The sequence below is a fragment of the Fibrella aquatilis genome, assembly GCF_017353255.1.
Taxonomy (GTDB): Bacteria; Bacteroidota; Bacteroidia; order Cytophagales; family Spirosomataceae; genus Fibrella; species Fibrella aquatilis.
In genome coordinates, this window is sequence record NZ_JAFMYU010000003.1 from 394,581 (window position 1) to 416,015 (window position 21,435).

At 55.2% G+C, this 21,435-nt stretch carries 20 protein-coding genes and 1 tRNA gene; 8 read left to right on the forward strand and 13 right to left on the reverse strand.

What is annotated here, in order from left to right:
- Positions 1-20: 20 nt before the first annotated feature.
- The gene (holA, locus tag J2I48_RS06060) at positions 21-1,037 is read left to right on the forward strand and encodes a DNA polymerase III subunit delta (RefSeq protein ID WP_207334504.1); all 1,017 of its coding nucleotides are present in this window, start codon (positions 21-23) and stop codon (positions 1,035-1,037) included.
- Positions 1,038-1,049: 12 nt separating this feature from the next.
- Here holA and can read toward each other — a convergent pair whose 3' ends face one another.
- From can to J2I48_RS06075, 3 genes are all read right to left on the reverse strand, one after another.
- On the reverse strand, positions 1,050-1,703 hold the full coding sequence (gene can / locus J2I48_RS06065) for a carbonate dehydratase (RefSeq protein WP_207334505.1): 654 nt from the start codon (positions 1,701-1,703) through the stop codon (positions 1,050-1,052).
- Positions 1,669-3,282 carry a SulP family inorganic anion transporter gene (locus J2I48_RS06070; protein WP_207334506.1) on the reverse strand — a complete coding sequence of 538 codons (1,614 nt, stop codon included), beginning with the start codon at positions 3,280-3,282 and terminating at the stop codon, positions 1,669-1,671. Before J2I48_RS06070 ends, can begins: the two co-directional genes overlap by 35 nt.
- Before the next feature lie 169 nt (positions 3,283-3,451).
- Positions 3,452-3,525: transfer RNA gene (locus J2I48_RS06075), tRNA-Met, on the reverse strand.
- A 193-nt stretch (positions 3,526-3,718) separates the two neighbouring features.
- Here J2I48_RS06075 and J2I48_RS06080 point away from each other — a divergent pair.
- Together J2I48_RS06080 and J2I48_RS06085 are read left to right on the forward strand one after the other, a co-directional pair.
- Positions 3,719-4,111 (forward strand): START-like domain-containing protein, encoded by a 393-nt coding sequence (locus J2I48_RS06080; RefSeq protein ID WP_207334507.1) that lies wholly within the window; start codon positions 3,719-3,721, stop codon positions 4,109-4,111.
- 116 nt (positions 4,112-4,227) lie between these two features.
- Positions 4,228-5,694, forward strand: coding sequence for an LptF/LptG family permease (locus J2I48_RS06085; RefSeq protein WP_207334508.1), 1,467 nt, complete (start codon positions 4,228-4,230; stop codon positions 5,692-5,694).
- A gap of 89 nt (positions 5,695-5,783) precedes the next feature.
- Here the strand turns inward: J2I48_RS06085 and bioB are convergent, their stop codons facing one another.
- The 4 genes from bioB to J2I48_RS06105 form a co-directional block, all read right to left on the reverse strand.
- Entirely contained in the window at positions 5,784-6,740 is a 957-nt protein-coding gene (bioB, locus tag J2I48_RS06090) for a biotin synthase BioB (protein ID WP_207334509.1), read from the reverse strand.
- Between the two features lie 13 nt (positions 6,741-6,753).
- Positions 6,754-7,944, reverse strand: coding sequence for a thioredoxin family protein (locus tag J2I48_RS06095; RefSeq protein WP_207334510.1), 1,191 nt, complete (start codon positions 7,942-7,944; stop codon positions 6,754-6,756).
- A 74-nt stretch (positions 7,945-8,018) separates the two neighbouring features.
- On the reverse strand, positions 8,019-8,369 hold the full coding sequence (gene gldC / locus J2I48_RS06100) for a gliding motility protein GldC (RefSeq protein ID WP_207334511.1): 351 nt from the start codon (positions 8,367-8,369) through the stop codon (positions 8,019-8,021).
- Between the two features lie 106 nt (positions 8,370-8,475).
- Positions 8,476-9,864, reverse strand: a complete 1,389-nt coding sequence (locus tag J2I48_RS06105; protein ID WP_207334512.1) for an alkaline phosphatase family protein — start codon at positions 9,862-9,864, stop codon at positions 8,476-8,478.
- Between the two features lie 90 nt (positions 9,865-9,954).
- Here J2I48_RS06105 and J2I48_RS06110 point away from each other — a divergent pair, with 90 nt between their 5' ends.
- Complete coding sequence (locus J2I48_RS06110; protein WP_207334513.1) at positions 9,955-10,749, forward strand: PD-(D/E)XK nuclease family transposase; 795 nt, start codon at positions 9,955-9,957, stop codon at positions 10,747-10,749.
- A 30-nt stretch (positions 10,750-10,779) separates the two neighbouring features.
- On the opposite strand, the gene J2I48_RS06115 is transcribed toward J2I48_RS06110, so the two are convergent.
- The 3 genes from J2I48_RS06115 to J2I48_RS06125 all read right to left on the reverse strand — a co-directional run bounded on the left by J2I48_RS06115 (position 10,780) and on the right by J2I48_RS06125 (position 13,785).
- Positions 10,780-11,298, reverse strand: coding sequence for a hypothetical protein (locus J2I48_RS06115; protein ID WP_207334514.1), 519 nt, complete (start codon positions 11,296-11,298; stop codon positions 10,780-10,782).
- A gap of 83 nt (positions 11,299-11,381) precedes the next feature.
- Positions 11,382-12,575, reverse strand: coding sequence for a metabolite traffic protein EboE (gene eboE, locus J2I48_RS06120; protein WP_207334515.1), 1,194 nt, complete (start codon positions 12,573-12,575; stop codon positions 11,382-11,384).
- 40 nt (positions 12,576-12,615) lie between these two features.
- Entirely contained in the window at positions 12,616-13,785 is a 1,170-nt protein-coding gene (locus J2I48_RS06125) for a 3-dehydroquinate synthase (RefSeq protein ID WP_207334516.1), read from the reverse strand.
- Between the two features lie 128 nt (positions 13,786-13,913).
- Between J2I48_RS06125 and J2I48_RS06130 the strand changes: the two genes are divergently transcribed.
- Together J2I48_RS06130 and J2I48_RS06135 are read left to right on the forward strand one after the other, a co-directional pair.
- Positions 13,914-14,213 carry a hypothetical protein gene (locus J2I48_RS06130; protein WP_207334517.1) on the forward strand — a complete coding sequence of 100 codons (300 nt, stop codon included), beginning with the start codon at positions 13,914-13,916 and terminating at the stop codon, positions 14,211-14,213.
- Positions 14,214-14,346: 133 nt separating this feature from the next.
- Positions 14,347-15,771, forward strand: coding sequence for a glucoamylase family protein (locus tag J2I48_RS06135; protein ID WP_207334518.1), 1,425 nt, complete (start codon positions 14,347-14,349; stop codon positions 15,769-15,771).
- A gap of 10 nt (positions 15,772-15,781) precedes the next feature.
- Here the strand turns inward: J2I48_RS06135 and eboC are convergent, their stop codons facing one another.
- The 3 genes from eboC to pyrE all read right to left on the reverse strand — a co-directional run bounded on the left by eboC (position 15,782) and on the right by pyrE (position 18,237).
- Complete coding sequence (gene eboC, locus J2I48_RS06140; protein ID WP_207334519.1) at positions 15,782-16,666, reverse strand: UbiA-like protein EboC; 885 nt, start codon at positions 16,664-16,666, stop codon at positions 15,782-15,784.
- Between the two features lie 11 nt (positions 16,667-16,677).
- The gene (locus J2I48_RS06145) at positions 16,678-17,472 is read right to left on the reverse strand and encodes an SDR family oxidoreductase (RefSeq protein WP_207334520.1); all 795 of its coding nucleotides are present in this window, start codon (positions 17,470-17,472) and stop codon (positions 16,678-16,680) included.
- Positions 17,473-17,589: 117 nt separating this feature from the next.
- Positions 17,590-18,237: an orotate phosphoribosyltransferase gene (gene pyrE / locus J2I48_RS06150; RefSeq protein WP_374758150.1), complete on the reverse strand. Its 648-nt coding sequence runs from the start codon at positions 18,235-18,237 to the stop codon at positions 17,590-17,592.
- Positions 18,238-18,284: 47 nt separating this feature from the next.
- Here pyrE and J2I48_RS06155 point away from each other — a divergent pair, with 47 nt between their 5' ends.
- The gene (locus J2I48_RS06155) at positions 18,285-19,304 is read left to right on the forward strand and encodes an SMP-30/gluconolactonase/LRE family protein (RefSeq protein WP_207334521.1); all 1,020 of its coding nucleotides are present in this window, start codon (positions 18,285-18,287) and stop codon (positions 19,302-19,304) included.
- Positions 19,305-19,443: 139 nt separating this feature from the next.
- Entirely contained in the window at positions 19,444-21,423 is a 1,980-nt protein-coding gene (locus J2I48_RS06160; protein ID WP_207334522.1) for a peptidoglycan D,D-transpeptidase FtsI family protein, read from the forward strand.
- Positions 21,424-21,435 lie beyond the last annotated feature (12 nt).

The window sequence follows — 21,435 nt, forward strand, 5'->3', positions numbered from 1 at the left end:
CCTCGTAAATCGTAAATCAGTTGTCCTCCGTCGATTCCGTCCTGAAAGATATTCGCAACAAGCGAATTGCGCCCGTTTACCTCATCCACGGTGATGAGCCCTATTACCTCGACCGCATTGCCGACGAGCTGGAAAAAGTGGTCGTGCCCGTGGCCGAGCGGGGGTTCAATCAGTTTGTGCTCTTCGGAAAAGACGCCGACGTGGGGGCAGTGCTCAACTACGCCCGGCGCTACCCGTTCATGGCCGAACGGCAGCTGGTGCTGGTAAAAGAGGCGCAGCAGATTGGTGGCATCAAAGACAAGTCGGGGCAGCAACTGCTGGAAGGCTACGCCATGGAGCCGCTGGCCAGCACGGTGCTGGCCATCTTCCACAACGAACCGCTCGACGAGCGCAAAGCCTGGGTGAAAGCGTTCGGCAGTAAGGGCGTACTGGTCAACGCCAAGAAAATGTACGACAACAAGCTTGTCGACTGGGTAGGGGAGTATTGCCGGGGGCGGGGCACCAAAATCAGCCCCAAGGCCTGCCAGATGCTGGTCGATGCCATTGGCAACGACCTGAAACGCATGGCGGGCGAAGTAGACAAGATGCTCCTCAACCTGCGCGTAGACGAAGAAATATCGGCTACCACCGTCGAGCGGTTTGTGGGTATCAGCAAGGAGTATAACGTCTTCGAACTGCAAAAAGCCATCACCCAGCGCGACGTGCTGAAGGCCAACCGCATTGTCGATTATTTCGGGCAAAACGCCAAAGACAACCCGCTGGTGGTGATCCTGGCGCAGTTGTTTCAGTATTTCAGCAAGGTGCTGCTGGTGCAGGCCAGCAAAGACCAGAGCGAACGCGGACTAGCTCCGGTGCTGGGTGTAAACCCGTTTTTCGTGAAAGATTACCTCTCCGCCGCCCGCACGTTTCCGCTCGTGAAAGTGGCCGACATCATCCACGCCATCCGCCGCGCCGACGCCCAGGCCAAAGGCATCGACACGGCTACCCTATCGGAAGGCGATATTCTGAAAGAATTGCTGTTTGCGATTTTGCACTGAGCCACACGCGGCCTACCGATGTCGCACAGTGCCCTGTGAGAAATCGTAGCGGAAGATAGATTCCACCTCGTGCGTGTAGTCGTACTTGACCAGTTCGGTGAGCAGGCCGGTGTTCAGGCCAAATACCCAGCCATGAATCGTGGGCCGCTGCTCGAAATGCCAGGCCGACTGAATGATCGACGTTTTTACCAGGTTTTGTACCTGCGCCATCACGTTCAGCTCTACCAGTCGATCTACCTGGGCCTCCTCATCCTGCATAGCCGCCACTTCGGCTTCGTGTTGGGCGTAGACATCTTTAATGTTGCGCAACCACTTGTTAATCAGGCCCAGGTCGTTGTGAGTCATCGACGCTTTCACGCCGCCACAGCCGTAATGGCCGCATACGATGACGTGTTCCACCTTAAGTACCTCCACGGCATACTGCAACACGCTCAGCAGATTCATGTCGGTGTGGATGACCAGGTTGGCCACGTTGCGGTGCACGAAGATCTCACCAGGTTGGGCACCCGTAATGCTTTCGGCAGGTACCCGGCTGTCGGCGCAGCCAATCCATAAAAACTTGGGTTTCTGTCCTGATGCCAGCGTGTTGAAATAGGTTTCGTCTAGCTCTAGTTGATCCTGCGCCCAGGCCTTATTTCCCAGTAATAGCTTCTCGTAGGTTTGCATGGTTTTGGGTTAAGCGTTGTTTAAGAAAAATCTCATTTAACTCGTAGTCAATGCCTTGCGTACGGGCTATGGCTTCAAAATCCGTCAGCATATTCACAATGTCGTGGTCGATGAAGTTGGCGTGCCGACCGTCAACGTAAACCGAATCGCCCCGTTTAAGGTTACGGAGGGCTTCTTTCAGGCGGGGTTTGCTCAGAAAATACATATCTTTCTGAAGCTTAATCAGCACCCTGTTACCATCACGAATTACCCGAAACGTGGCCTGCGAATTGGTGTAGAGCACGTAGAGGATACCAATGACGGTGCCCAGCAAAATGCCCACCAGCAGATCGGTGAAAACAATGCCAACGACGGTCAGAATGAAGGGAACAAACTGGTTGAGGCCGTCGCGGTAGATGCTCACGAAGAGGCTCGGTTTGGCCAGTTTGTAGCCTACCACCAGCAACAAGGCTGCCAGGCAGGCCAGCGGAACATGGTTCAGTACCGACCCCAGCAGGGCCACCGCCACCAGCAGCAGCAGGCCGTGCAGCATGGTGGAAATCCGCGTTTTGCCACCCCCAAAAATATTGGCCGACGTGCGCACCACTACCGACGTGATAGGTAACCCACCCAGCAGCCCTGAGGTGATATTGCCAATACCCTGGGCGATCAGTTCCTGGTCGGGCGACGACTGCCGCTTCAGAGGGTCGAGGCGGTCAGATGCCTCCAGGTTTAGCAACGTTTCGAGGCTGGCTACCAGCGCAATGGTGGCCGCCACGGTGTAGACAGCAGGCTTTTTTAGGATACTGAAATCAGGAAAATCGAAGATGGCCGAGACGTTCTGCCCGGCCTTAAACACCGGAATACGCACCATATGCTCATTGTTGTCGCCCAGGTACCAGTCGGGGTAATAGAGCCGAAAAAGCTGGTTGATGCCCACCCCCAGTACCACAACCAGCAGGGCCGCAGGCAGATTCTTAAAGAAATTGAGGCCCCGCCCGGCCGCCCGTTCCCAAAAGATCAGCAGCATCAGCGAGATAACGCTGATGAGTATTGCTCCTGGACTAGCCGTTACGACTGCCCGGTAGATTTCAGATACCGTATTTTCGCCATCGGCCAACTGGCTAAACTCATATTCGCCTTCGTAATCGTTGTCGCGGCCCAGAGCGTGGGGTATCTGCTTGAGCATGATCACGATGCCAATGCCCACGAGCATACCCTTGATTACGCTGTCGGGAAATAGGCTGCTAAACCGCCCGGCCTTGATCAGCCCCAGACCAAGCTGAAGCACGCCCGCCAGGATCACCGCGACCAAAAACGCCTCGAATGAGCCCAGGCTGGTGATCGACTCGGCCACGATGACGGCAAGGCCGGCCGCTGGTCCACTCACGCTGAGCTCGGAACCCGATAGGCTGCCCACCACCAGGCCACCAATAATGCCTGCCACCAGGCCAGAGAAGAGGGGTGCCCCTGAGGCCAGCGCCACGCCGAGGCAGAGGGGGAGGGCCACCAGAAATACGGAAATGCCCGCCGGTATGTCGTGCCGGAACTGAGCTGGTTGGTACTGCCTGAGCGTATTAAACGGGCCTGTAGAGTTCATAACATCTTACCTACTGTTGGCCTGTCAGCAAACAACTGGAGGCTAGGGTGGGCAAAGATATTAAAACAAGATTAAAGCCGCCCGACTGTCCCATCGAATAGCTGCTATGCGGGTAGCCTATAAACGCCAAAAACCGCCTCCAGAAGCGGTTTTTAGTATTTTTATTCAGTAGCGGGGAGCAGGATCGAACTGCCGACCTTAGGGTTATGAATCCTACGCTCTAACCATCTGAGCTACCCCGCCGTATCGTTCTGCAAAAGTACGGCTTTAATTTGTTTGGTCAAGGAAGCCACCTTGTTTTTGGTACCTTTTTTCTGTTACCTTGCCAAAACCTTCCCCCTTGGTAAGTCCAGTTTCAGGACCGATCAACCGTAATTGCCTGAGGATAATGGAAGTTAAACAGCTTAGTGTCCACGAGTTTTTGCCGCTCCCCATCATGGAGAAATTTAAGTTTACTACCGAATATGAACTGCGGGCATCGCCCAAAGTGCTTTTTCCCTACATCAGTTCGGCGTCGGGGCTATCGCAGTGGTTTGCCGCTAAGGTCAATACCATGCCTGAACACAAGTATGATTTTATCTGGGACGATGAAAGCCACCCCGCCCGCCAAACGTCACTGCGCCAGAACAAGAGTGTCCGCTTCGAGTTTCTAAACACCGGCGATAATGGCCACGACACCAACTATGTCGATTTCAGGCTCGACGTGAGCGAGCTAACCCAGGCTACCTACCTGAAAATCACCGACTATTCAACTAATACCGACGAAGATGATCTTCAGGACATGTGGGACGGGATGATTCACAAGCTAAAAGAGATTGTGGGGTCGTGAAACCGTTAAAAATGTGTAACGACGCATGAAGGCTGAACAAGGATCACCCCGCCCGGCGTTAGGTACGTGAGCGGGCACACGCCGGTTCGTCCATTCGGTTTATTCAGGTATAGTAGGTGAAAAAAATTGATAAACTGGTGCTGAAGTCATTCTTCGGCCCCTTCTTTCTCACGCTGGCCATCGTCATCTTTATTTTCATGATGCGCCTGCTAATGCTCTATATCGAGGAATTCGTTTCCAAAGATATTGGCTTCATGACCATTGCGCGGCTGCTGTATTTCTTTGCCGTGCTCACTGTTCCTACCGCCCTGCCTTTGGCCGTACTGCTCTCGTCGCTGATGACGTTTGGCAACCTGGGCGAGTATTTTGAGCTGACGGCCATGAAAAGCGCCGGTATTTCGCTTACGCGGGTATTGCGCCCCCTGATTCTGCTGGCCGTAGGCTTCGCTTTCTTCTCGTTTTGGTTCAACAACCGCGTGTCGCCTTGGGCCAACCTGAAGGCATTCAGTTTGTTGTATGATGTTAAAAATGCGAAAGCAACCCTCAACCTCAAAGAAGGAATTTTTTATAATGACCTGCCCGGCTACAGCATTAAAGTTGACACGAAAGACAACGACGGCGTTGGCCTGAACGGGCTGGTAATTTATAAACACAACACGTCGGGCGTGGAAACGGGCAACCGCGAGATTATCCTGGCTAAGTCGGGCAAGATGTACGTCGACCCCAGCCGGTCATATCTCGTGTTTGAACTGAACGACGGCAACGATTATCAGGAATACAGCGACAGCCGGTCGGTGTCGTATGGTGCCGGGGGGGGCAAGGCGTCGCAGTTTATGCGCAACGCCTTCAAGCACTATAAACTGGTGATCAGCATGGAGTCGTTCGGACTGCACCGCACCGATGAGCAACAGTTTGAGTATCACCCCTATATGAAGACGCTGTCGGAACTGACCACCATCACCGACTCGTTGCAACGGGAGGCTAAACGGGCCAGCCTGAGCGTGGCCAGTTCGTCGCGTAACTATTACACCTACCAGTTTCGGGCCGACGAGGTGGTGAAGGCGAAACGGGTGAAAGATGGCCCCTGGGTTGATAGTCTGCTGGCCCGGCCTTTGCGCACGTCGAACCCGGTAGAGATCGATCAACAGGCTCTTATGCACTCGCAAAACATGCTCTCCTACGCCCAGTCGAACATTACGTACCTGGCTGAGAAACAGAAGAGTTCGTACCAGTATGACCTGGAAAGCCACCACAAGTTCACGCAGGCCATCTCGGTATTCATCATGTTTTTGATTGGTGCGCCGTTGGGGGCCATCATCCGTAAGGGTGGATTCGGCCTGCCCGTGCTGGTATCCATCCTTTTCTTTATCGTCCTCTACGTACTCACCCTCCTGGGCGATAAGTTTGCCAAAGACGGCGCGTGGCCCGTGCCGATGGGTGCCTGGCTGGCCAATGCCGTACTCTTGCCCGTGGGCCTCTACCTGCTCCGCCAGGCCCGCCTCGACTCCCGCGTCTTCGACAAAGACGCCTACCTGATCGCGTGGAACCGGTTGAAGGGAAGGTTTAAGAAGGAAGGGGTTTGATTTACGATGTACGATGTACGACTTACGATTTTTGCTTACGCCAGGGTTTGCTCTGGCGTAAGCAAAAATCGTAAGTCGTACATCGTAAATCAAACCCCTTGATACGCTTTCCTCGGCCTGATGTTCAGCGTTTGAAACAGTTGCAAATCAGCATCCGTATCGGGGTTGGGGGTGGTGAGGAGCTTGTCGCCGGCGAAGATGGAATTGGCCCCGGCCAGAAAACACAGCGCCTGCTCTTCCACGGTCATCCGCACCCGTCCCGCCGAGAGCCGAACCATGGCGGCGGGCATGAGCATGCGGGCGGTGGCAATCATCCGTACCATTTCCCAGACCGATACCCGTTCTTGATCTTCCAGCGGCGTGCCTTCTACCGGCACCAAGGCGTTAACCGGCACCGATTCAGGGTGTTGCGGCAGCGTGGCCAGTGTTAGCAGCATCCCGATCCGGTCGTGGTGCGACTCGCCCATGCCGATGATGCCCCCCGAACAAACCGAAATACCTGCCTCACGAACGTGGCCGAGCGTGTCGAGGCGGTCGCCATAGGTGCGGGTGGTGATGATGTCGTTATAAAAATCTTCGCTGGTGTCGAGGTTATGGTTGTAGGCATAAAGCCCCGCGCTTTTGAGCTTCTCGGCCTGACTTTCGGTGAGCATCCCCAGCGTACAGCACACCTCCAGTCCCAGGGCATTGACCCCCCGAACCATGTCGAGTACCTTGTCGAAGTCGCGGTTGTCGCGCACCTCGCGCCAGGCGGCACCCATGCAAAACCGGCTGCTGCCCGTTGCCTTCGCCCGACTAGCCGCTTCCAGCACCTCGTCTACCTCTAGTAGCCTATGCGTCTGCACAGCCGTATGGTACCGCGCCGCCTGCGGGCAATACGCACAGTCTTCAGGACAACCGCCCGTCTTGACCGACAGCAGCGTACAGACCTGCACTTCCTGCGGGTCGTGGTGCTGCCGGTGGATGGTAGCGGCCTGATAAATAAGGTCGAGAACGGGGCTGTTGTAAATAGCCGCTACCTCGTCGCGGGTCCAATTGGTGCGCATGGGCTAGGGGGCTTTATTTCAGTTCGCTGATTTGCTTGACGTTACGTTTCGTGTCGATGTGGTTAGCCTGGGCTAGTTCAAGGGCGCGGTTGGCGGCTTTGCGGGCGTCGGCGGTGCGGCCGGCGCGGCGGAGGGCGTCGGCCTGTTCGTAGTAGAGGTCGGCCTGCTCGCCAGCGGTTGTCTTTAGGGAAAGCGCCTTGTTGATCCACTTTGTCAGGTACGGTACGTCGGCCGTGTCGGGGCTGCTGCGGTTAAAGAGCTTGGCCACGTAGAGGTATTCGGCAGCCACCAGCGAATGGGTGGCCACGTGGCTGTCCATGCGTTCGGCGGCACGTTGGCCCTGTTTCAGTTTGAAATAGGCATTCACTTCGGGCAGCAGCGTGCGTGATCCCGCCAGATTTGGGTCGATGCCAATGCGAACGAGGCCTTCATACACCTGCTTGATCTGGGCAGGAGCAAACCGGGCGCCGCGGCTGCTGTACAACGACGACATCAGGATATTTTCAGCTACGTCGACGGCCGCTTTGCCATACTGCTGTTTGAAGATGCCGATGTTGCTCACCAGGCTCTTGGCCAGCGGGTTGTCCATGTCGAGGATGATCTTTTGGAGCACCAGCCAGTTGGTATTGTTGCTGTGGGTGTTGGCGGGTTGCTGTTTGGCGTAATCCTCCATCGCGGACATGTTCGTAACCGTATCGCCGGTGACGCGGCTGAACATGCCGAGGTCGATGAGGAAATTAGGCGACTTGTCACCTCCGGCGTAGCGTTGTTTCCAGCCTGCCGACCGGGCGGCGGGGGTGGTGGCGTTATTGCCGTGGCGGATCACCTCGTCGGTCGAATTTTGGCTCATAGCGAAGTGAATCAGCTCACCCTCCGGGCTGAAATACAAAAACAGGGGCAGCGACGGGATATAGAATTTCTTCGACTGGAGAAACGCGCGGGTGGCGGGCTGATCGACGTCGAGGCGGGTGCTGATAAACTTGCCGTTGTATGACTTGCCCACGCGGTTGTCGGCCAGGGTGGGCATAAAGCTCTGGCAGACGTGGCACGAGGGCGAATAAATTTCCACAAAAACGGGTTTGCGGGCCGCCTGCGCCGTTTTAAACACCGAATTGATAGGTGCCTGCACAAACGCAATACCCTTCTGCGCCACGGCAGACAGGGTAATGAGGCAGGTTAGCAGGAGTAAGATGGAGTTACGCATGGGGGATGACTAGACGTTGGACGTTAGATATTCAAACGTCTACTTTTCAACGTCCAATATCCAGAATCTGATGACTATTTCTTCTGATTCTCGGCGCGGAATTCTTCTTCCACGCGCTTGCTTAAATTACGGCACAGGTTGTCAATATCGTCGGCCATAGAGGCATCGCCGGTGGCGGTGCGGACGGTGCTGGCAATGCCGCCCATAATCTCGATCATAAAGCGTTTCATGTCGCCCACTTCCATGTCTTTCGTCCACAGGTCGATCTTGAGGGTGTTGCGGTGGTAATGGTCCCACACGGCAATAGACACGCCTTTGGTGTCGTTGAGGCCTTCGTTGGGGTTCTCGGTAGCGTCCCAATAGATTTTATCGGGTACATTCTGATTGTCTAATTCGACAGTGAAGTTGATCTCTGATTGGCGCATGAACTGTGTAGCTGACTATTGGACGTTGGATATTGGACACTAGATGCTGCAAGGGTTCTACTATCCAATAGCCAACGTCCATTATCCAACGTCTTTTCCCCCAAAATTAAGCATTCGGGGCCAAAACCGGCTTGGTTAGGGCCTGCCAGATTACGTCGTACACGTCGATGGCCTCGATTTCGGGTTGGGGTGTGGGTTGGTCGGTGATGAGCACAGGGTAATATTCCCTGCCGATGTCCACTCCGCCGTGCGAACCTTTCACGAGCGTGGCGTCCAGCGAGATGACGTTCATCAAATACCGGAAACCCAGCAACTTACGGGCCAGTTTATACCCCGCTTTGGCCTTAATCAAGGGGTTCGTCTGGTCCATAAACAGTTCTACCGGGTCGTAGCCGGGCTTGCGGTGAATGTCTACGAGTTGGGCGTAATCGGGTTTTTTGGCGTCGTCGAGCCAATAATAATAAGCAAACCAACTGTCGGGTTTGGCCACGGCTACGAGGTCGCCCGACCGCTCATGGTCGAGGTGATGTGCCTGTTTTCCTGCCTCGTCCAGCACCTCGGCCACGCCGGGGAGGGCTTCGATCAGGGCCTTCACCCGCGGAACGTTGGCCGGGTCGCTCACGTAGACGTGGGCAATCTGATGGTCGGGGGCGGCAAAGGCGGCGGAAGCCCCCGCATCGAGCAGTTCGCGGCCTACTTCGGTCCGCACCGCAATCATACCCGCCTCACGCAGGGCACGGTTGATGTACACAGGCCGCGACACCGTGTTGATGCCGTACTCCGACAACAGAATCACCTCGGCCCCTTTTTGCTCGTAGAACTTGACCAGTTCAGCCACCAGCTCATCTATTTCCCGCAGATCAGCGCCGATTTTGGTGAAATCGACACCGAATTTTTGCAGGCCGTAATCCAGGTGGGGGAGGTAAATCAGCGTGAGCGTGGGGTCATGTTTATCATCTACGTACATCGACGCGTCGGCAATCCAGCGCGAGCATTTGATGCTCGTTTGCGGCCCCCAGAAACTAAACAAGGGGAAGGTGCCGAATTTGGCGTGCAGTTCGTCACGGAGGGTGGCGGGGTGGCTGTAGCAGTCGGGCATTTTCAGGCCGTCGGCGTGGTATTGGGGCCGGGGCGTGACCGAATAATCGACCGCCGCGTACATGTTATACCACCAGAACATCTTGGAACAGGTAAAGCTAGGATCGTCACGTTTGGCGCGTTCCCAGATTTTTTCCGCGGCCACCAGCCGGTTGGATTGTTTCCAGAATTTCACTTCGGCGTCCTGCCGGTCATACCAGCCATTGCCCACAATGCCGTGCTCGGAAGGCCATTTGCCTGTCACGTAACAACTCTGCGCCGTGGTGGTCACGGCGGGCAGCACCGGCCTCACATACGTCAGCCGCCGCTTGGCGATGTACTGCTGCAAAAACGGCGTATGTTCGCCTAGCACACTGGCACTCAGGCCAACAATATCAATAACAACGGTCTTGTTCATAGGGTAAGTAGGTGTAAATCAAGTAGTTCACAACGAGGACAAATCAAAAATAACACGTAAATTTACAACCTACCCATTCGCCAGCGAAACATGACTATTGCCCGACTTGATAATGAAGTATTCTTCAAGAAAGCATTCACGGATAAAATCGTGTTCAAAGCGTTCGTGAAAGACATTGTCGGCATCGACGTTGATCCCGATACTATTGAAACCGAAAAAGCATTTTCACCCAAGTTGGGAAGCATCAACTTCAAGTATGATATCTTCGCAGAAGATATCAAAAAGCGGATTATAATTGAGATTCAAAAAGTAGAGTACGATCATAATTTTGATCGTTTTTTGCATTATCATTTGCAAGCCATTACTGAGCAACAACGCACGGCTGATGACTATACCGTCGAGAAAACGGTATATACTATTGTGGTCATGACGGCCCCATATAAAATCAATAAAAAAACGGGTGAATTCATTAAAGATGAGGTTTTGATATCTTCCTTAAACCCGAAAAATTTGAAAGGTGACGAGCGCAAAATCTTCAATCACGAGCTGATTTATCTTAACCCTAACTACAAAGATCAGGACACTCCACTCAATTACCGTGACTGGCTGGATTTGATTTACGAAAGCATTCACAGTCCCCAAAATCCACAGATCAATATCGACAACGTAGGCGTAAAAAGAGCCTCTGAAATTATTCAGCAGGAAAACATCAGCCCTGAAGAGTGGGAGCAGGCCAAGATTGAAGTTGGTAAGCGCCAAGTAATTGTCTTAGAACGAGAAGAAGAGAAAATGGAAATTGCCACTAGGTTGAAAGGAATAGGTATTTCGATTTCAGATATTGCTAAGGCGACGGGGTTGGATGTTGACGAGATAGAGAGGCTCTGATAAATTTTAAATTTTAGAAAGGCTAACCTATTATGATACTTCCAGTTGCCAAAACCTTTCAAGAGTCCAATCGAAGGGAGTGAATTCTGATTTAAGCTCTTTTACTAATGACCAATATGCATTCTCACTGAGAGTGGTCCATTTTACGGACTTCAAGTGTCGTAAACTTGGATATATTGAGGCAATTTTAGTTAATAAAATATTGTCAATTGGAGGATGAATTATACGGCTCTTCCTACAATCTCCCTTACTGGTTAGTATTACAGATGTTTTGAGATAAATAGAGATTATTTTAGCCGCTCTACCATAGGATACGTCGGAAAAATCTTGATTTCTAAAAGAATCAATTAGATCAAAAGCGCAAGATTTGTGGAAGGATTCGAAATCAGTTGAAGAGTCATCAAGTTCCATTTCTGCAAATCTTCTTAGGCCAGACGATTCAATTGCTGTTTTTATAATAGGTGTTTTGGCGAAGCCTCTCTGACTAGCCCTCGCTGCTGTCCAAGTGGCGAAATTGTGCCTGTGTTCATTGAAATCGTAAGAAGTCATTAAGCTTTAGTTTAAAGAGGCGATATACAGCAATTAATATAGCTGAAAAATAACTAAAATGCTAATGCACTGTAAATCTAATTCTAGTTATGCTTCAAAATTCCTCCTACCCACGCAATCTCCCTACTAATCGATTTGCTGATAGGGGCTTGGAGGTCGGGGGGGAGGACGCCCCAGGTGTAGGTTTCAATTTCGAGGTGGTTGGTGAAGGGCGTAGTGTGCTGGCGGTGTAGGGCTTCTACTACGCTGGCTTGGGTGGAGCCGAGCAGGCCGTAGCGTTCCATGAACAGCGGGACGTGGAAATGGATGCGCCATTCGCGGTGGGTGGCGGCGTCGTAGGCGGCGAGGGCGTCGGGTAGGTCGGCGAAGTGGGTGAGGGTGCCGTCGGTGAGGCGGGCTACTACTTGGTGCAGGTAGGTGGGTTCGTTGAAGGCCCCGATGGCAGCGAGCTTTTCGGCTGCATCATCCGTAAAATCAATCTGCAACGCCGAGCTGATCTGCACTTTTCCTACCCGGATGTTGGCGGTTGCGAGGGAGGCCAGCACCGTGTCGATTTCTTCATAAGCCACCGCTACGTGGCAGACGTCGTAGCAAAGTTGCACGTGGTCATACAGCGCTCCATCAACCTCTTGTTTAGTAAAACCATGTTTTTCGGCCAGATAGGTTTGTGCGGCGGGGCGGAGCACGGTGGTGTACCAGGCCACAAAATCGGCGCAATTGTCGAGTAGGCCGTCGGGTTCGGGTTCCACGTCGAGGTGCATGATTTTGCCCGTCGTTTGCCGCAGCCGGATCAGCTCATCCACCACCGTCAGCATGGCCTCGGTGGCGGTTTGCATGGCCTCCTGGCGGGCGGCAGGGGTTGGCCACCAGAGGCGGTAGGAGAGGGGCGAAGTGGAAATGCCGCCTTCGGTTTCGTCGGTGGGGAGCAGTTCAGTCAGTAGTCGAAACAGCCGAATCGTGTAGTCAACGCGGTCGGCGGTGGTCCAGTCGGGGCTGTGTACGTCGTCTTTCACGCGTTCGTGGTGGAAGCCGCCGTAGGGAAAGCCGTTCATGGTGAAGATGTAGCAGCCCGTTTCGGCCAGCCACGCCTTAAACTCAGACATCCTTTTAGGCTGCATCAGATCAACACTCGCCAGATTGGCCAGTCGCAGGCCCAGCGCCAGGGGCTTGTCGGGACTAACGGCGGCCTTCACGGCGGGTACCTGCTCGCGGAGATGCTTAAAATGATCGTCCCACGCCTCGCCGGGGTGGATGTTGGTGCAGTAGCCGAGTATCATTTGGGGAAGTTAATGTACAATGAACAATGTACAATGTACATTATTCATTGTACATTAGTTTACTCTCCAACCTCTCCACTGCTTGCTGAATAAGCTCAAAATCCATCTCGTGGACTTCGATGCCGGTGCCCAGTGCGTCGAGGAGGGTGATGGTGAGTTGGCCGCCGAGGTGTTCCTGGAATTCGGTGAGGCCGCGGCGCAGGTTTTCCGAGTTGTTCTCGGCTAGGGCGGGGTGGAACAGGTCGAAGCCAAGCTGCCCAAATACATGCAGAACGCGCTCGGCGTCGTGGGCCGAAATGCGCCCGACCAGCTGCGAATAGACCGTATCGAGGGCAATGCCAATGGCTACCGCCTCGCCGTGGCGGACGCTGAAATGGGTCAGGTACTCCAGTTTGTGCGCTGCCCAGTGCCCAAAATCGAGGGGCCGGGCCGAACCCTGCTCAAAGGGGTCGCCGCCCGAAATATGTTGCATGTGCATGGCGGCGCAGCGGTAGATAAGCCCGCTCATGGCTTCAGCGTCGCGGTGGGCGAGGGCCTCGGCTTGGGCTTCGATCCATTCAAAAAAGGCCAAATCTTTGATTAGGGCCACTTTTACGGCCTCGGCAATGCCCGCCCGCCAATCGCGCTCGTCGAGGGTGGTCAGGAAATGGGCGTCGTTGAACACGGCCACGGGCGGCGCAAACGTGCCAATGAAATTCTTCTTGCCCCGGTAGTTGACCCCGTTTTTGACGCCCACCCCCGAATCGTTTTGCGACAGCACCGTGGTCGGGATGCGGATGTGCCGAACGCCCCGGTGGGCAATGGCGGCGGCGTAGCCCACGAGGTCGAGCACGGCCCCGCCCCCAATGCCAATGACATATGAGTGCCGGTCGATGCCGTATTGGTCTATGGCGTCGATGAGCTGATCGACCAGTGCGGGATCATTCTTGGCCGCCTCGCCACCGGGTACGCCCATAGGTTGGGTAACAAGGGTAGCCGTGGGAATGCCCGCTACGTACGCGGCAACCTCGGCAGTCAGGGTAGGGTGGGCGCTGAGTACACCCGCGTCGATGACAAACAGTAATCTCTTAGGCTGACCCGTCGGCGAGGGCTGGCTCAGGTAGTCACGAAAGAGTGGATTCTGAGGGGCAAACAGGTGTTCGGTAAAGTGGACAGCGTAGGTAAACGGTACGCTGAAAGACTGTTCTAAAGGTGGTTGGACTGCGTTCATTTCATCGGTTGTTGCTGAAAACAAAAGTCAAATTTACGGTTGCTTACCCATGTCTACGCTATAAAAACGGCCTGGCTAAACCTTGTCGCCCTTTATTCGTCCAACAGCCAATTAAACCAATAGAACAAATGACACTTCGCAAACTGATGCTCACGGGCATGGTCCTGCTGGCTACGGCCACCGCCGCTACCTTCGCCCAAACCCAGCCGGTTTATTCTGGCCACCCACGCCTGACACCGGAACAAAAAATGGCTCGCAAAGCCGAAATGAAAGCAAAGCTCGATGCCATGTCGCCGCAGGAACGGAAAGCATTCCGGCAGGCTCACCGCGAACACAGGCAGGCTAAACTAGCCGCCATGTCGCCCGAAAAGCGGCAGCGTGTCCTGGCCCGTCGCCAGCTAAAGCGCGAAAAACGGCAGCAGGGGTAAGGCGGTGAATTGTTAATCGTGCTGGGTAAAGAGCTTGTTGTCGGGCGAGAGGCTACCTCACGCTTGACAACAAGCTCTTTACAGACAAGAACACCAGGCAGGTGACAAACAAATCAGGGCGCTATATTGCCCTATGAATCAACTCATTATCGCCGCGCTGGGCATGGGCACTGCCCTGTGTATGGCCGTAAGCTGCCAGCCCAATACGCAACCACAACCTGTGGTAACGACCACAGTGCCAGCTACTTACTCGGCAACTGCTGCCGATAATACGTTTCTCGACAGTCTTCAGCGCGACACGTTTCGGTACTTCTGGGAAACCACTAACCCCCAAAATGGCCTTGTACCCGACCGTGCGCCGTCGCCTTCGTTCAGCAGCATTGCCGCCGTGGGGTTTGGCCTTACCACCTACCTTGTGGGTGTAGAACGGGGCTACATCAGCCGTACGCAGGCGTCAGACCGCACCCTGGCCACACTCCGTTTTTTCGCCAATGCGCCACAGTCAGCGCAGGCCACGGGCATAGCGGGCTACAAAGGGTTTTTCTACCATTTCCTGGATATGAAAACGGGCGAACGTTTTAAGCAGGTCGAACTGTCGACCATCGACACGGCTTTGCTGCTGGGTGGTATCCTGAGCGTGCAGGCCTATTTCGACCAAAATACGCCTGCCGAAACCGAGATTCGTACCCTGGCCGAGACGATCTACGGCCGCGCCGACTGGACGTTTTTTCAACAAAGAACCCCGCTCGTAGCTATGGGCTGGCATCCTGAAACGGGCTTTATCAAGAGCGACTGGACAGGCTATAACGAAGCCATGCTGCTCTATGTGTTAGCGCTGGGTTCGCCCACGCACCCGGTGGCGCCGGAAGCCTGGACCGCCTGGACAAAGACCTACCAATTTACCACCTACAACGGCCTTCAGCACATCAACTTCGACCCGCTGTTTGGGCATCAGTATTCGCACTGCTGGATCGACTTCCGGGGTATTCAAGATGCCTACATGCGCGACAAGCGGCTCGACTACCACGAAAACTCCCGCCTGGCTACCTACGCCAACCGGGCCTATTGTGTGGCCAACAAAGCAGGCTGGACCGACTACGGTCCCACCATCTGGGGCCTCACCGCCTGCGATGGCCCCGCCGATACACTGGCGGGTGGACGGCAATTTTTCTCCTATCGGGCGCGGGGCGCAGCCTCAACTGGCATAGTTGACGATGGTACGATTGCCCCCACGGCGGCGGGTGGGTCGTTGCCGTTTGCCCCGGAAATCTGCGTGCCTGCACTACGAGCCATGAAAGCTCGCTACGGAGCAAAACTCTATGGTCTCTACGGCTTTCGCGATGCGTTTAATCCTACCTACCGCTACCCGTCTCGCTTTGCCAATGGCCCGACCACGCAGGGCTGGTTTGATGTCGATTATCTGGGCATCGACCAGGGGCCCATTATGCTCATGGCCGAAAACCTGCGGACGGGTTTTGTCTGGAACCTGATGAAAAAAAGTCCACACATCCGCCGTGGGTTGACCAGGGCCGGGTTCACGGGCGGCTGGTTGCAATAAGCCTCGCTCGTTACGTGACGGCGAAATATTTCGCTACGGGAATGGATAAGGGCAGCAGTAGCAGTACCCCCAGGGCCAGCGGCCAATTGCCCGACACGCTCACCCAGGCGGCATCCATAACAATCAGCGACAGTACCCCCGCCTTCACGGCCTTACCAATGTTGGGGCCAACGGGATTCTGAATGGCCGTCAGCAGCGGGCGACCAATCAGGATCAGGTGTAGCAGCACGAAGCCGATAGTGATGGGCAGGGTCAGCGCACGGGACGCCATCCAGAGTTGACAGGCGCTCACCAGCAGATATAAACACCCGGCGAAATAGAGCGTGCGCTGTTTGCCACCGTGTACTTCGTCGCGGCTGATCATGGTGATGGCCGCGATGTAGATCATCGGCACAATGCCCAGCCACCACAGTTGGTGCACCGCCCCCGCCCCCGTTGCGCTAACACCCAAGAGCAAGTTTACGCCCCGGCAAAGGCCCATGTTGATGGGGCCGAACAGGGATTGGTGCTTGCCAAACCGGTCGTAGAAAACAGCCAGCCCCGCCACTAGCAAAGCCAGCCAGCCGCTGGTTTGACCATAGAAAAAAGCCAATGTAATGCCCAGAGCCAACAAACCCACGCCCAGTGCCGAGGCCTGCTCAACCGGCACCCGCCCGCTGGGAATGGGGCGTTCGGGCCGTTCAACGGCGTCCAGTTGAGCATCGAAGACATCATTGAGCACCACGCCCCCACCATATAACCCTATGGTCGATAGCACTAATAACCACACGGGTTGCCCTGAACTGAACGGCGACAGCAGACCCGCCAGCGGAGCCAGCGAGGCTCCTGCCAGAATATCGGCGGCGGCGGTCAGCAGGTTGGCCGGGCGCATGAGTTGGAGGTAGGGTTTTATCATAACAAACGTAGTTATTGCTCAACGGCCCGGTTCCGAAGCATCCTGGAAAGAACGGCAGGAAAGAAGCGTTTGAGGTAAATCCCCCAGGTTTCAACACCACCGATGTACACTTCTTCCCGACCCGATGCCACTGCCTTCAGTATACGGCGGGCACATTCGTCGGCGGGCATTCCCTGTTCCTGCGCCTTATCCGATTTGCCGTAAACCTCACCACTCGCGCTAAGTGCGCTACTGGAAATGGGTGTGCGGATATAACCGGGGCAGACCATCGTGACGCGCAGGCCACTGTTGGCTACTTCGGCGCGGAGGGCGTCGAAAAAGCCATGCAGGGCATGTTTAGACGCACAATAGCCCGACCGCTGTTTTACGCCTATCTTGCCTGCCACGCTGCTGGTGACCACAAAATGGCCGCTTTTCTGTGCCAGCATGTGGGGCAATATGGCTTGCGTGAGGGCCACCGGACCAAAGAAATTTACCGCCATCAGGCGCTGATACACGCTCGGGTCGGTGTTCTGCACAAGACTCCGCTGGGTGATGCCCGCATTCTGGAACACGTAATCGATGCGTCCAAATCGGGCCAATACGGTCTGGACTTTTTCGGCCAGGTCGTCCGCATCGGTCACGTCAAGGGGTAGCACAAGTACGGCTTCAGCGGGCAGGCCGGTGGCCAGAGCCACGCGCTGAAGTTCGTCCTCACGCCGCGCCGATAACACCAAACGGGCACCCTGCCGGGCCAATGCCACCGCCAGCGCCTCGCCAATTCCCGACGAAGCCCCCGTTATCCAAGCTACTTTTTGATTAAACATGTAGAAATTTACGATGTACGACTTACGATTTACGATTTATTGCTGGCGCAAGAGTACGTTTGCTCTAGCCCATTGGCGTCAGCAATAAATCGTAAGTCGTAAGTCGTACATCGTAAATCATTTCCCCCACTCGCCGGGGTTTTGCCGCCAGGCGGCAAGTGAGTCGAGGGCTTCGGTGGGGATGTAGTTGAGGGTTTGGGCCTCCTGTATGAGGGTGTTGTAGTCGCTGAGGCAAGCCAGTTTGACTCCGGCCTGGGCAAAATTATCGTCGGCGAGGGCAAATCCGTAGGTGAAAATGGCCACCATGCCCACCACCTCGGCACCCGCCTGCCGCAGGGCTTCGACCACTTTCAGCGAACTGCCGCCCGTTGAAATCAGGTCTTCGACGACAACGACTTTAGGGAGTGAGCCTGCTTCACCCGCCTCCAGCCGACCTTCGATCTGGTTGCCCATACCGTGCTTTTTAGGCTCCGGGCGCACGTAGCAGTAGGGGAGGCCAAGTTTATCGGCCATAAGCGCCCCCTGCGGAATGCCGGCCGTAGCTACGCCCGCAATGACTTGTACGTCAGGGAATTGATCCCGTACCAGCTCTGACAATGCGTCTTTGATGTAGGTGCGCACGTCGGGATAAGCCAGCGTGACGCGGTTGTCGCAGTAGATGGGCGATTTCCAGCCCGAACTCCACGTGAAGGGGTCGTTGGGGCGGAGGCGAACAGCTTGCACAGTAAGCAGGTGGCGGGCAATGGTTTGGGCAACAGTAGACACAGGCAGTCGGCGAGTTTAATTCGGGTGCAATATTAGCCGTTATACCCATGAAAACGCTCTTCCTCTTCTTCCTCTCGCTGCCCCTGCTGGCTCAACCAAAAACCAAAGGGCAGGTGGTGCGGCTCGACCCACGGTTTGACAAGCTCGTGCCAAAGGATGCCGTGCCCGAGGTGCTGGGTACTGGGTTTGAGTGGGCTGAGGGGCCTGTCTGGGTGAAAGCCACCGCCAGCGAACCTGGCTACCTGCTGTTTTCCGACGTGCCCAAAAACACCGTCTACCGCTATACCGACGCCGACGGTTGCAAACCTTTCCTGATGCCCTCTGGCTACACCGGGCGGGGCACCTACAGCGACGAGCCGGGCAGCAACGGCCTCACCATAGACGCGCAGGGGCGGCTCATCAGCTGCGAACACGGCGACCGGCGGGTATCGGCCATGCCGCTCAATGGCGTAGGCGGCAAGATCACCCTGGCCGACCGGTATCAGGGCAAGCGGTTCAACAGCCCCAACGACGTGGTGGCCCATGCCAACGGTAGCTACTACTTCACCGACCCGCCCTACGGCCTGGCCAAAAAGGAAAACGACCCCAGCCGCGAAACGCCTTTGTTCGGGGTGTATCGCGTAGAGCCGACAGGCGCGGTGTCGCTGCTGGTGAAGGACCTGTCCCGGCCTAACGGCATTGCTTTTTCGCCCGACCAGAAGACCATGTACATCGGGCAGTCGTATGACCAGCGGCCCGTCATTATGGCGTATCCAGTGCTCAAAGACGGTTCGGTAGGAGCGGGGCGGCTGGTGTATGACGTCTCGCCGCTCTGGAAACAGGGCCTTAGGGGCGCTCCCGATGGCCTGAAAGTCGATCAGCAGGGCAACATCTGGTCGAGCGGTCCGGGGGGCATTATTGTGCTGGCCGTTGACCCGAAAACAAGCGCGGGCACACTGCTGGGGCGGATCGAAACGGGCGAGGCCACCGCCAACTGCGGCTGGGGCGACGACGGCAGCACCCTCTATATCACCGCCGATGCGTATTTGTTGCGTATCAAAACAACAGCCAAAGGTGCAGGCTGGTAACAGGTGTTTTTTCTCCGTAAAACACCAGAAATACATCGAAAAAACCGGTCGCAACTTCCTCACTTCCCTGTAAATTTGTAAAGGTTGGTCGGTTTGCGAACTGGCGGCCAACGTAGCTTGACATCAGGAGGGTTGTTCCATGTTAGAGAACAGGAAGTTTATCATTATTGGCGTGTTTTGTTTAGTGGGTTTGCTCTACGCCGCCCGCCTGTTTTACCTGCAAATTCTGGATGACAGCTACGCGCTGGAATCGTCGAGCAACTCGATCAAGCGGGTAATTGAAGTACCTTATCGTGGGCAGATCTACGACCGAAGCGGGAAGCTAATGGTCTATAACACACCCGTTTACGATCTGTATGTCACGCCCAAGCGGGTGAAGATTCCCGATACCCTGGCCTTCTGCCGGATGATGGATATTACCCTGCCGGAGTTCGACAGCATCATGAACTTAGCCAAAGGGTATTCAGCCGTGAAGCCATCGGTTTTTTTGCGGCAGCTTTCCAAAGAAGATTACGCCCGCATTCAGGATGCCCTGGTCGACTACCGGGGCTTCGAGCCGGTGATGAGTTCCATGCGCACCTACCCCGCCCACACCATGGCCAACGCCCTGGGCTACGTGTCGGAAATCAGCAAAAAGAGGCTCGAAACCCAGGAGACACCCTACTACCGGCAGGGCGATTATGTGGGTCATAATGGCCTGGAAGAGGCCTATGAGGTGGATCTGCGCGGCCGGCGGGGTATTAAGTACGTAATGCAAAACGTGCGGGGCGTAGACAAAGGCTCGTTTAAAAACGGTGAGTTCGACACGGCCGCCGTGGCTGGCAAAAACCTTTACACCGGCATCGACATCGACGTGCAGCGCTATGCCGACAGCCTGATGCTAAACAAGGTGGGCGCCGTTATTGCCCTCGACCCCAGCACGGGCGAGATCATCACATCGGTATCGGCCCCTACCTACGACCCCAACCTGCTCTCGTCGCGGTTCTTCTCGAAAAATTACCGGAAACTGATCTCGAATCCGTATAAGCCCTTGATTAACAGGCCGGTTATGGCCAGCTATCGGCCCGGCTCTACCTTTAAACTGATTCAGGCGCTCATTGCCCAGCAGCAGGGGTCGCTGTTTACCAGCACCTATTATAGCCATGCCGGGTCGCCGATGCGGTGTCACTGCCGGGGGGGCAACAACCTGCGCGGGGCTGTGCAGAACTCATGCAACCCGTATTTCTACCAGGTGTTTCGGAAATACATCTACCACAATGGTAATCCGAACACGTTCAAGGCGTCGGCGTTGGGGTTGCAGGAGTGGCACGACCATGTGATCAAGTTCGGCATCGGCGAAAAGCTTGGCGTCGATCTACCCAGCGAACTGCGGGGTAACCTGCCCACTGTGGGTTTTTACGATAAAGCCTACCGCGGCGAGTTTCGGTGGAAATTCTCCAATATCTATTCGCTCAGTATTGGCGAGGGCGAATTGCTCATCAGCCCCCTTAAACTGGCTAACCTGGCGGCCACCATTGCCAACCGGGGGTGGTATATCACGCCCCATTACGTAAAGGGTATTGGCAACATGGGCGAGGGCATTCCAGAGAAATACAAAGAGAAACATTACACCGACATCGACCCGCAGTACTATCTGCCTGTAATTGAGGGTATGCGTATGGCCGTGGCGGCGGGTACAGTGAAAAAAGATGCCGATATCAACGGCATCGACCTGTGTGGCAAAACGGGCACGTCGCAAAACGCCAAGTTTGGCCACGCCCATGACCACTCGATCTTCATCGGCTTTGCGCCCATGAACAACCCGAAGATCGCTATCGCCGTGTTTGTAGAAAACGCCGGCTGGGGTGGGGTGGCTGCCGCATCGGTGGCTGCCCTGGTCGCCGAGCGGTACCTGAAGCGGAAAACAGAGGCCACCAAACTGAACGACTGGCTTCTGAAGCAGAACTACATGCCACCGCTGTCAATGCTGCCCCAACCGCGCACGTCTGCCTCCACGCCCAAGAAACCTGCCGATACGGCCACCAAAAAAGTACTACCCAAAGACTCCCTCCGCCGCCCGAAGCCTATGCTGACACTGGCAAGAGGTAATGAAAAATTGAGAATTAAGAATGAAGAATGATGGGTTTGTATG

Excerpts from the sequence above, each read along its gene's own strand:
- can (WP_207334505.1), bottom strand. The coding sequence starts at position 1,703 with ATGCAAACCTACGAGAAGCTATTACTGGGAAATAAGGCCTGGGCGCAG.
- J2I48_RS06070 (WP_207334506.1), bottom strand. The coding sequence starts at position 3,282 with ATGAACTCTACAGGCCCGTTTAATACGCTCAGGCAGTACCAACCAGCT.
- J2I48_RS06080 (WP_207334507.1), top strand. The coding sequence starts at position 3,719 with ATGGAGAAATTTAAGTTTACTACCGAATATGAACTGCGGGCATCGCCC.
- bioB (WP_207334509.1), bottom strand. The coding sequence starts at position 6,740 with ATGCGCACCAATTGGACCCGCGACGAGGTAGCGGCTATTTACAACAGC.
- J2I48_RS06095 (WP_207334510.1), bottom strand. The coding sequence starts at position 7,944 with ATGCGTAACTCCATCTTACTCCTGCTAACCTGCCTCATTACCCTGTCT.
- gldC (WP_207334511.1), bottom strand. The coding sequence starts at position 8,369 with ATGCGCCAATCAGAGATCAACTTCACTGTCGAATTAGACAATCAGAAT.
- J2I48_RS06105 (WP_207334512.1), bottom strand. The coding sequence starts at position 9,864 with ATGAACAAGACCGTTGTTATTGATATTGTTGGCCTGAGTGCCAGTGTG.
- J2I48_RS06110 (WP_207334513.1), top strand. The coding sequence starts at position 9,955 with ATGACTATTGCCCGACTTGATAATGAAGTATTCTTCAAGAAAGCATTC.
- J2I48_RS06115 (WP_207334514.1), bottom strand. The coding sequence starts at position 11,298 with ATGACTTCTTACGATTTCAATGAACACAGGCACAATTTCGCCACTTGG.
- eboE (WP_207334515.1), bottom strand. The coding sequence starts at position 12,575 with ATGATACTCGGCTACTGCACCAACATCCACCCCGGCGAGGCGTGGGAC.
- J2I48_RS06125 (WP_207334516.1), bottom strand. The coding sequence starts at position 13,785 with ATGAACGCAGTCCAACCACCTTTAGAACAGTCTTTCAGCGTACCGTTT.
- J2I48_RS06130 (WP_207334517.1), top strand. The coding sequence starts at position 13,914 with ATGACACTTCGCAAACTGATGCTCACGGGCATGGTCCTGCTGGCTACG.
- J2I48_RS06135 (WP_207334518.1), top strand. The coding sequence starts at position 14,347 with ATGAATCAACTCATTATCGCCGCGCTGGGCATGGGCACTGCCCTGTGT.
- eboC (WP_207334519.1), bottom strand. The coding sequence starts at position 16,666 with ATGATAAAACCCTACCTCCAACTCATGCGCCCGGCCAACCTGCTGACC.
- J2I48_RS06145 (WP_207334520.1), bottom strand. The coding sequence starts at position 17,472 with ATGTTTAATCAAAAAGTAGCTTGGATAACGGGGGCTTCGTCGGGAATT.
- J2I48_RS06155 (WP_207334521.1), top strand. The coding sequence starts at position 18,285 with ATGAAAACGCTCTTCCTCTTCTTCCTCTCGCTGCCCCTGCTGGCTCAA.
- J2I48_RS06160 (WP_207334522.1), top strand. The coding sequence starts at position 19,444 with ATGTTAGAGAACAGGAAGTTTATCATTATTGGCGTGTTTTGTTTAGTG.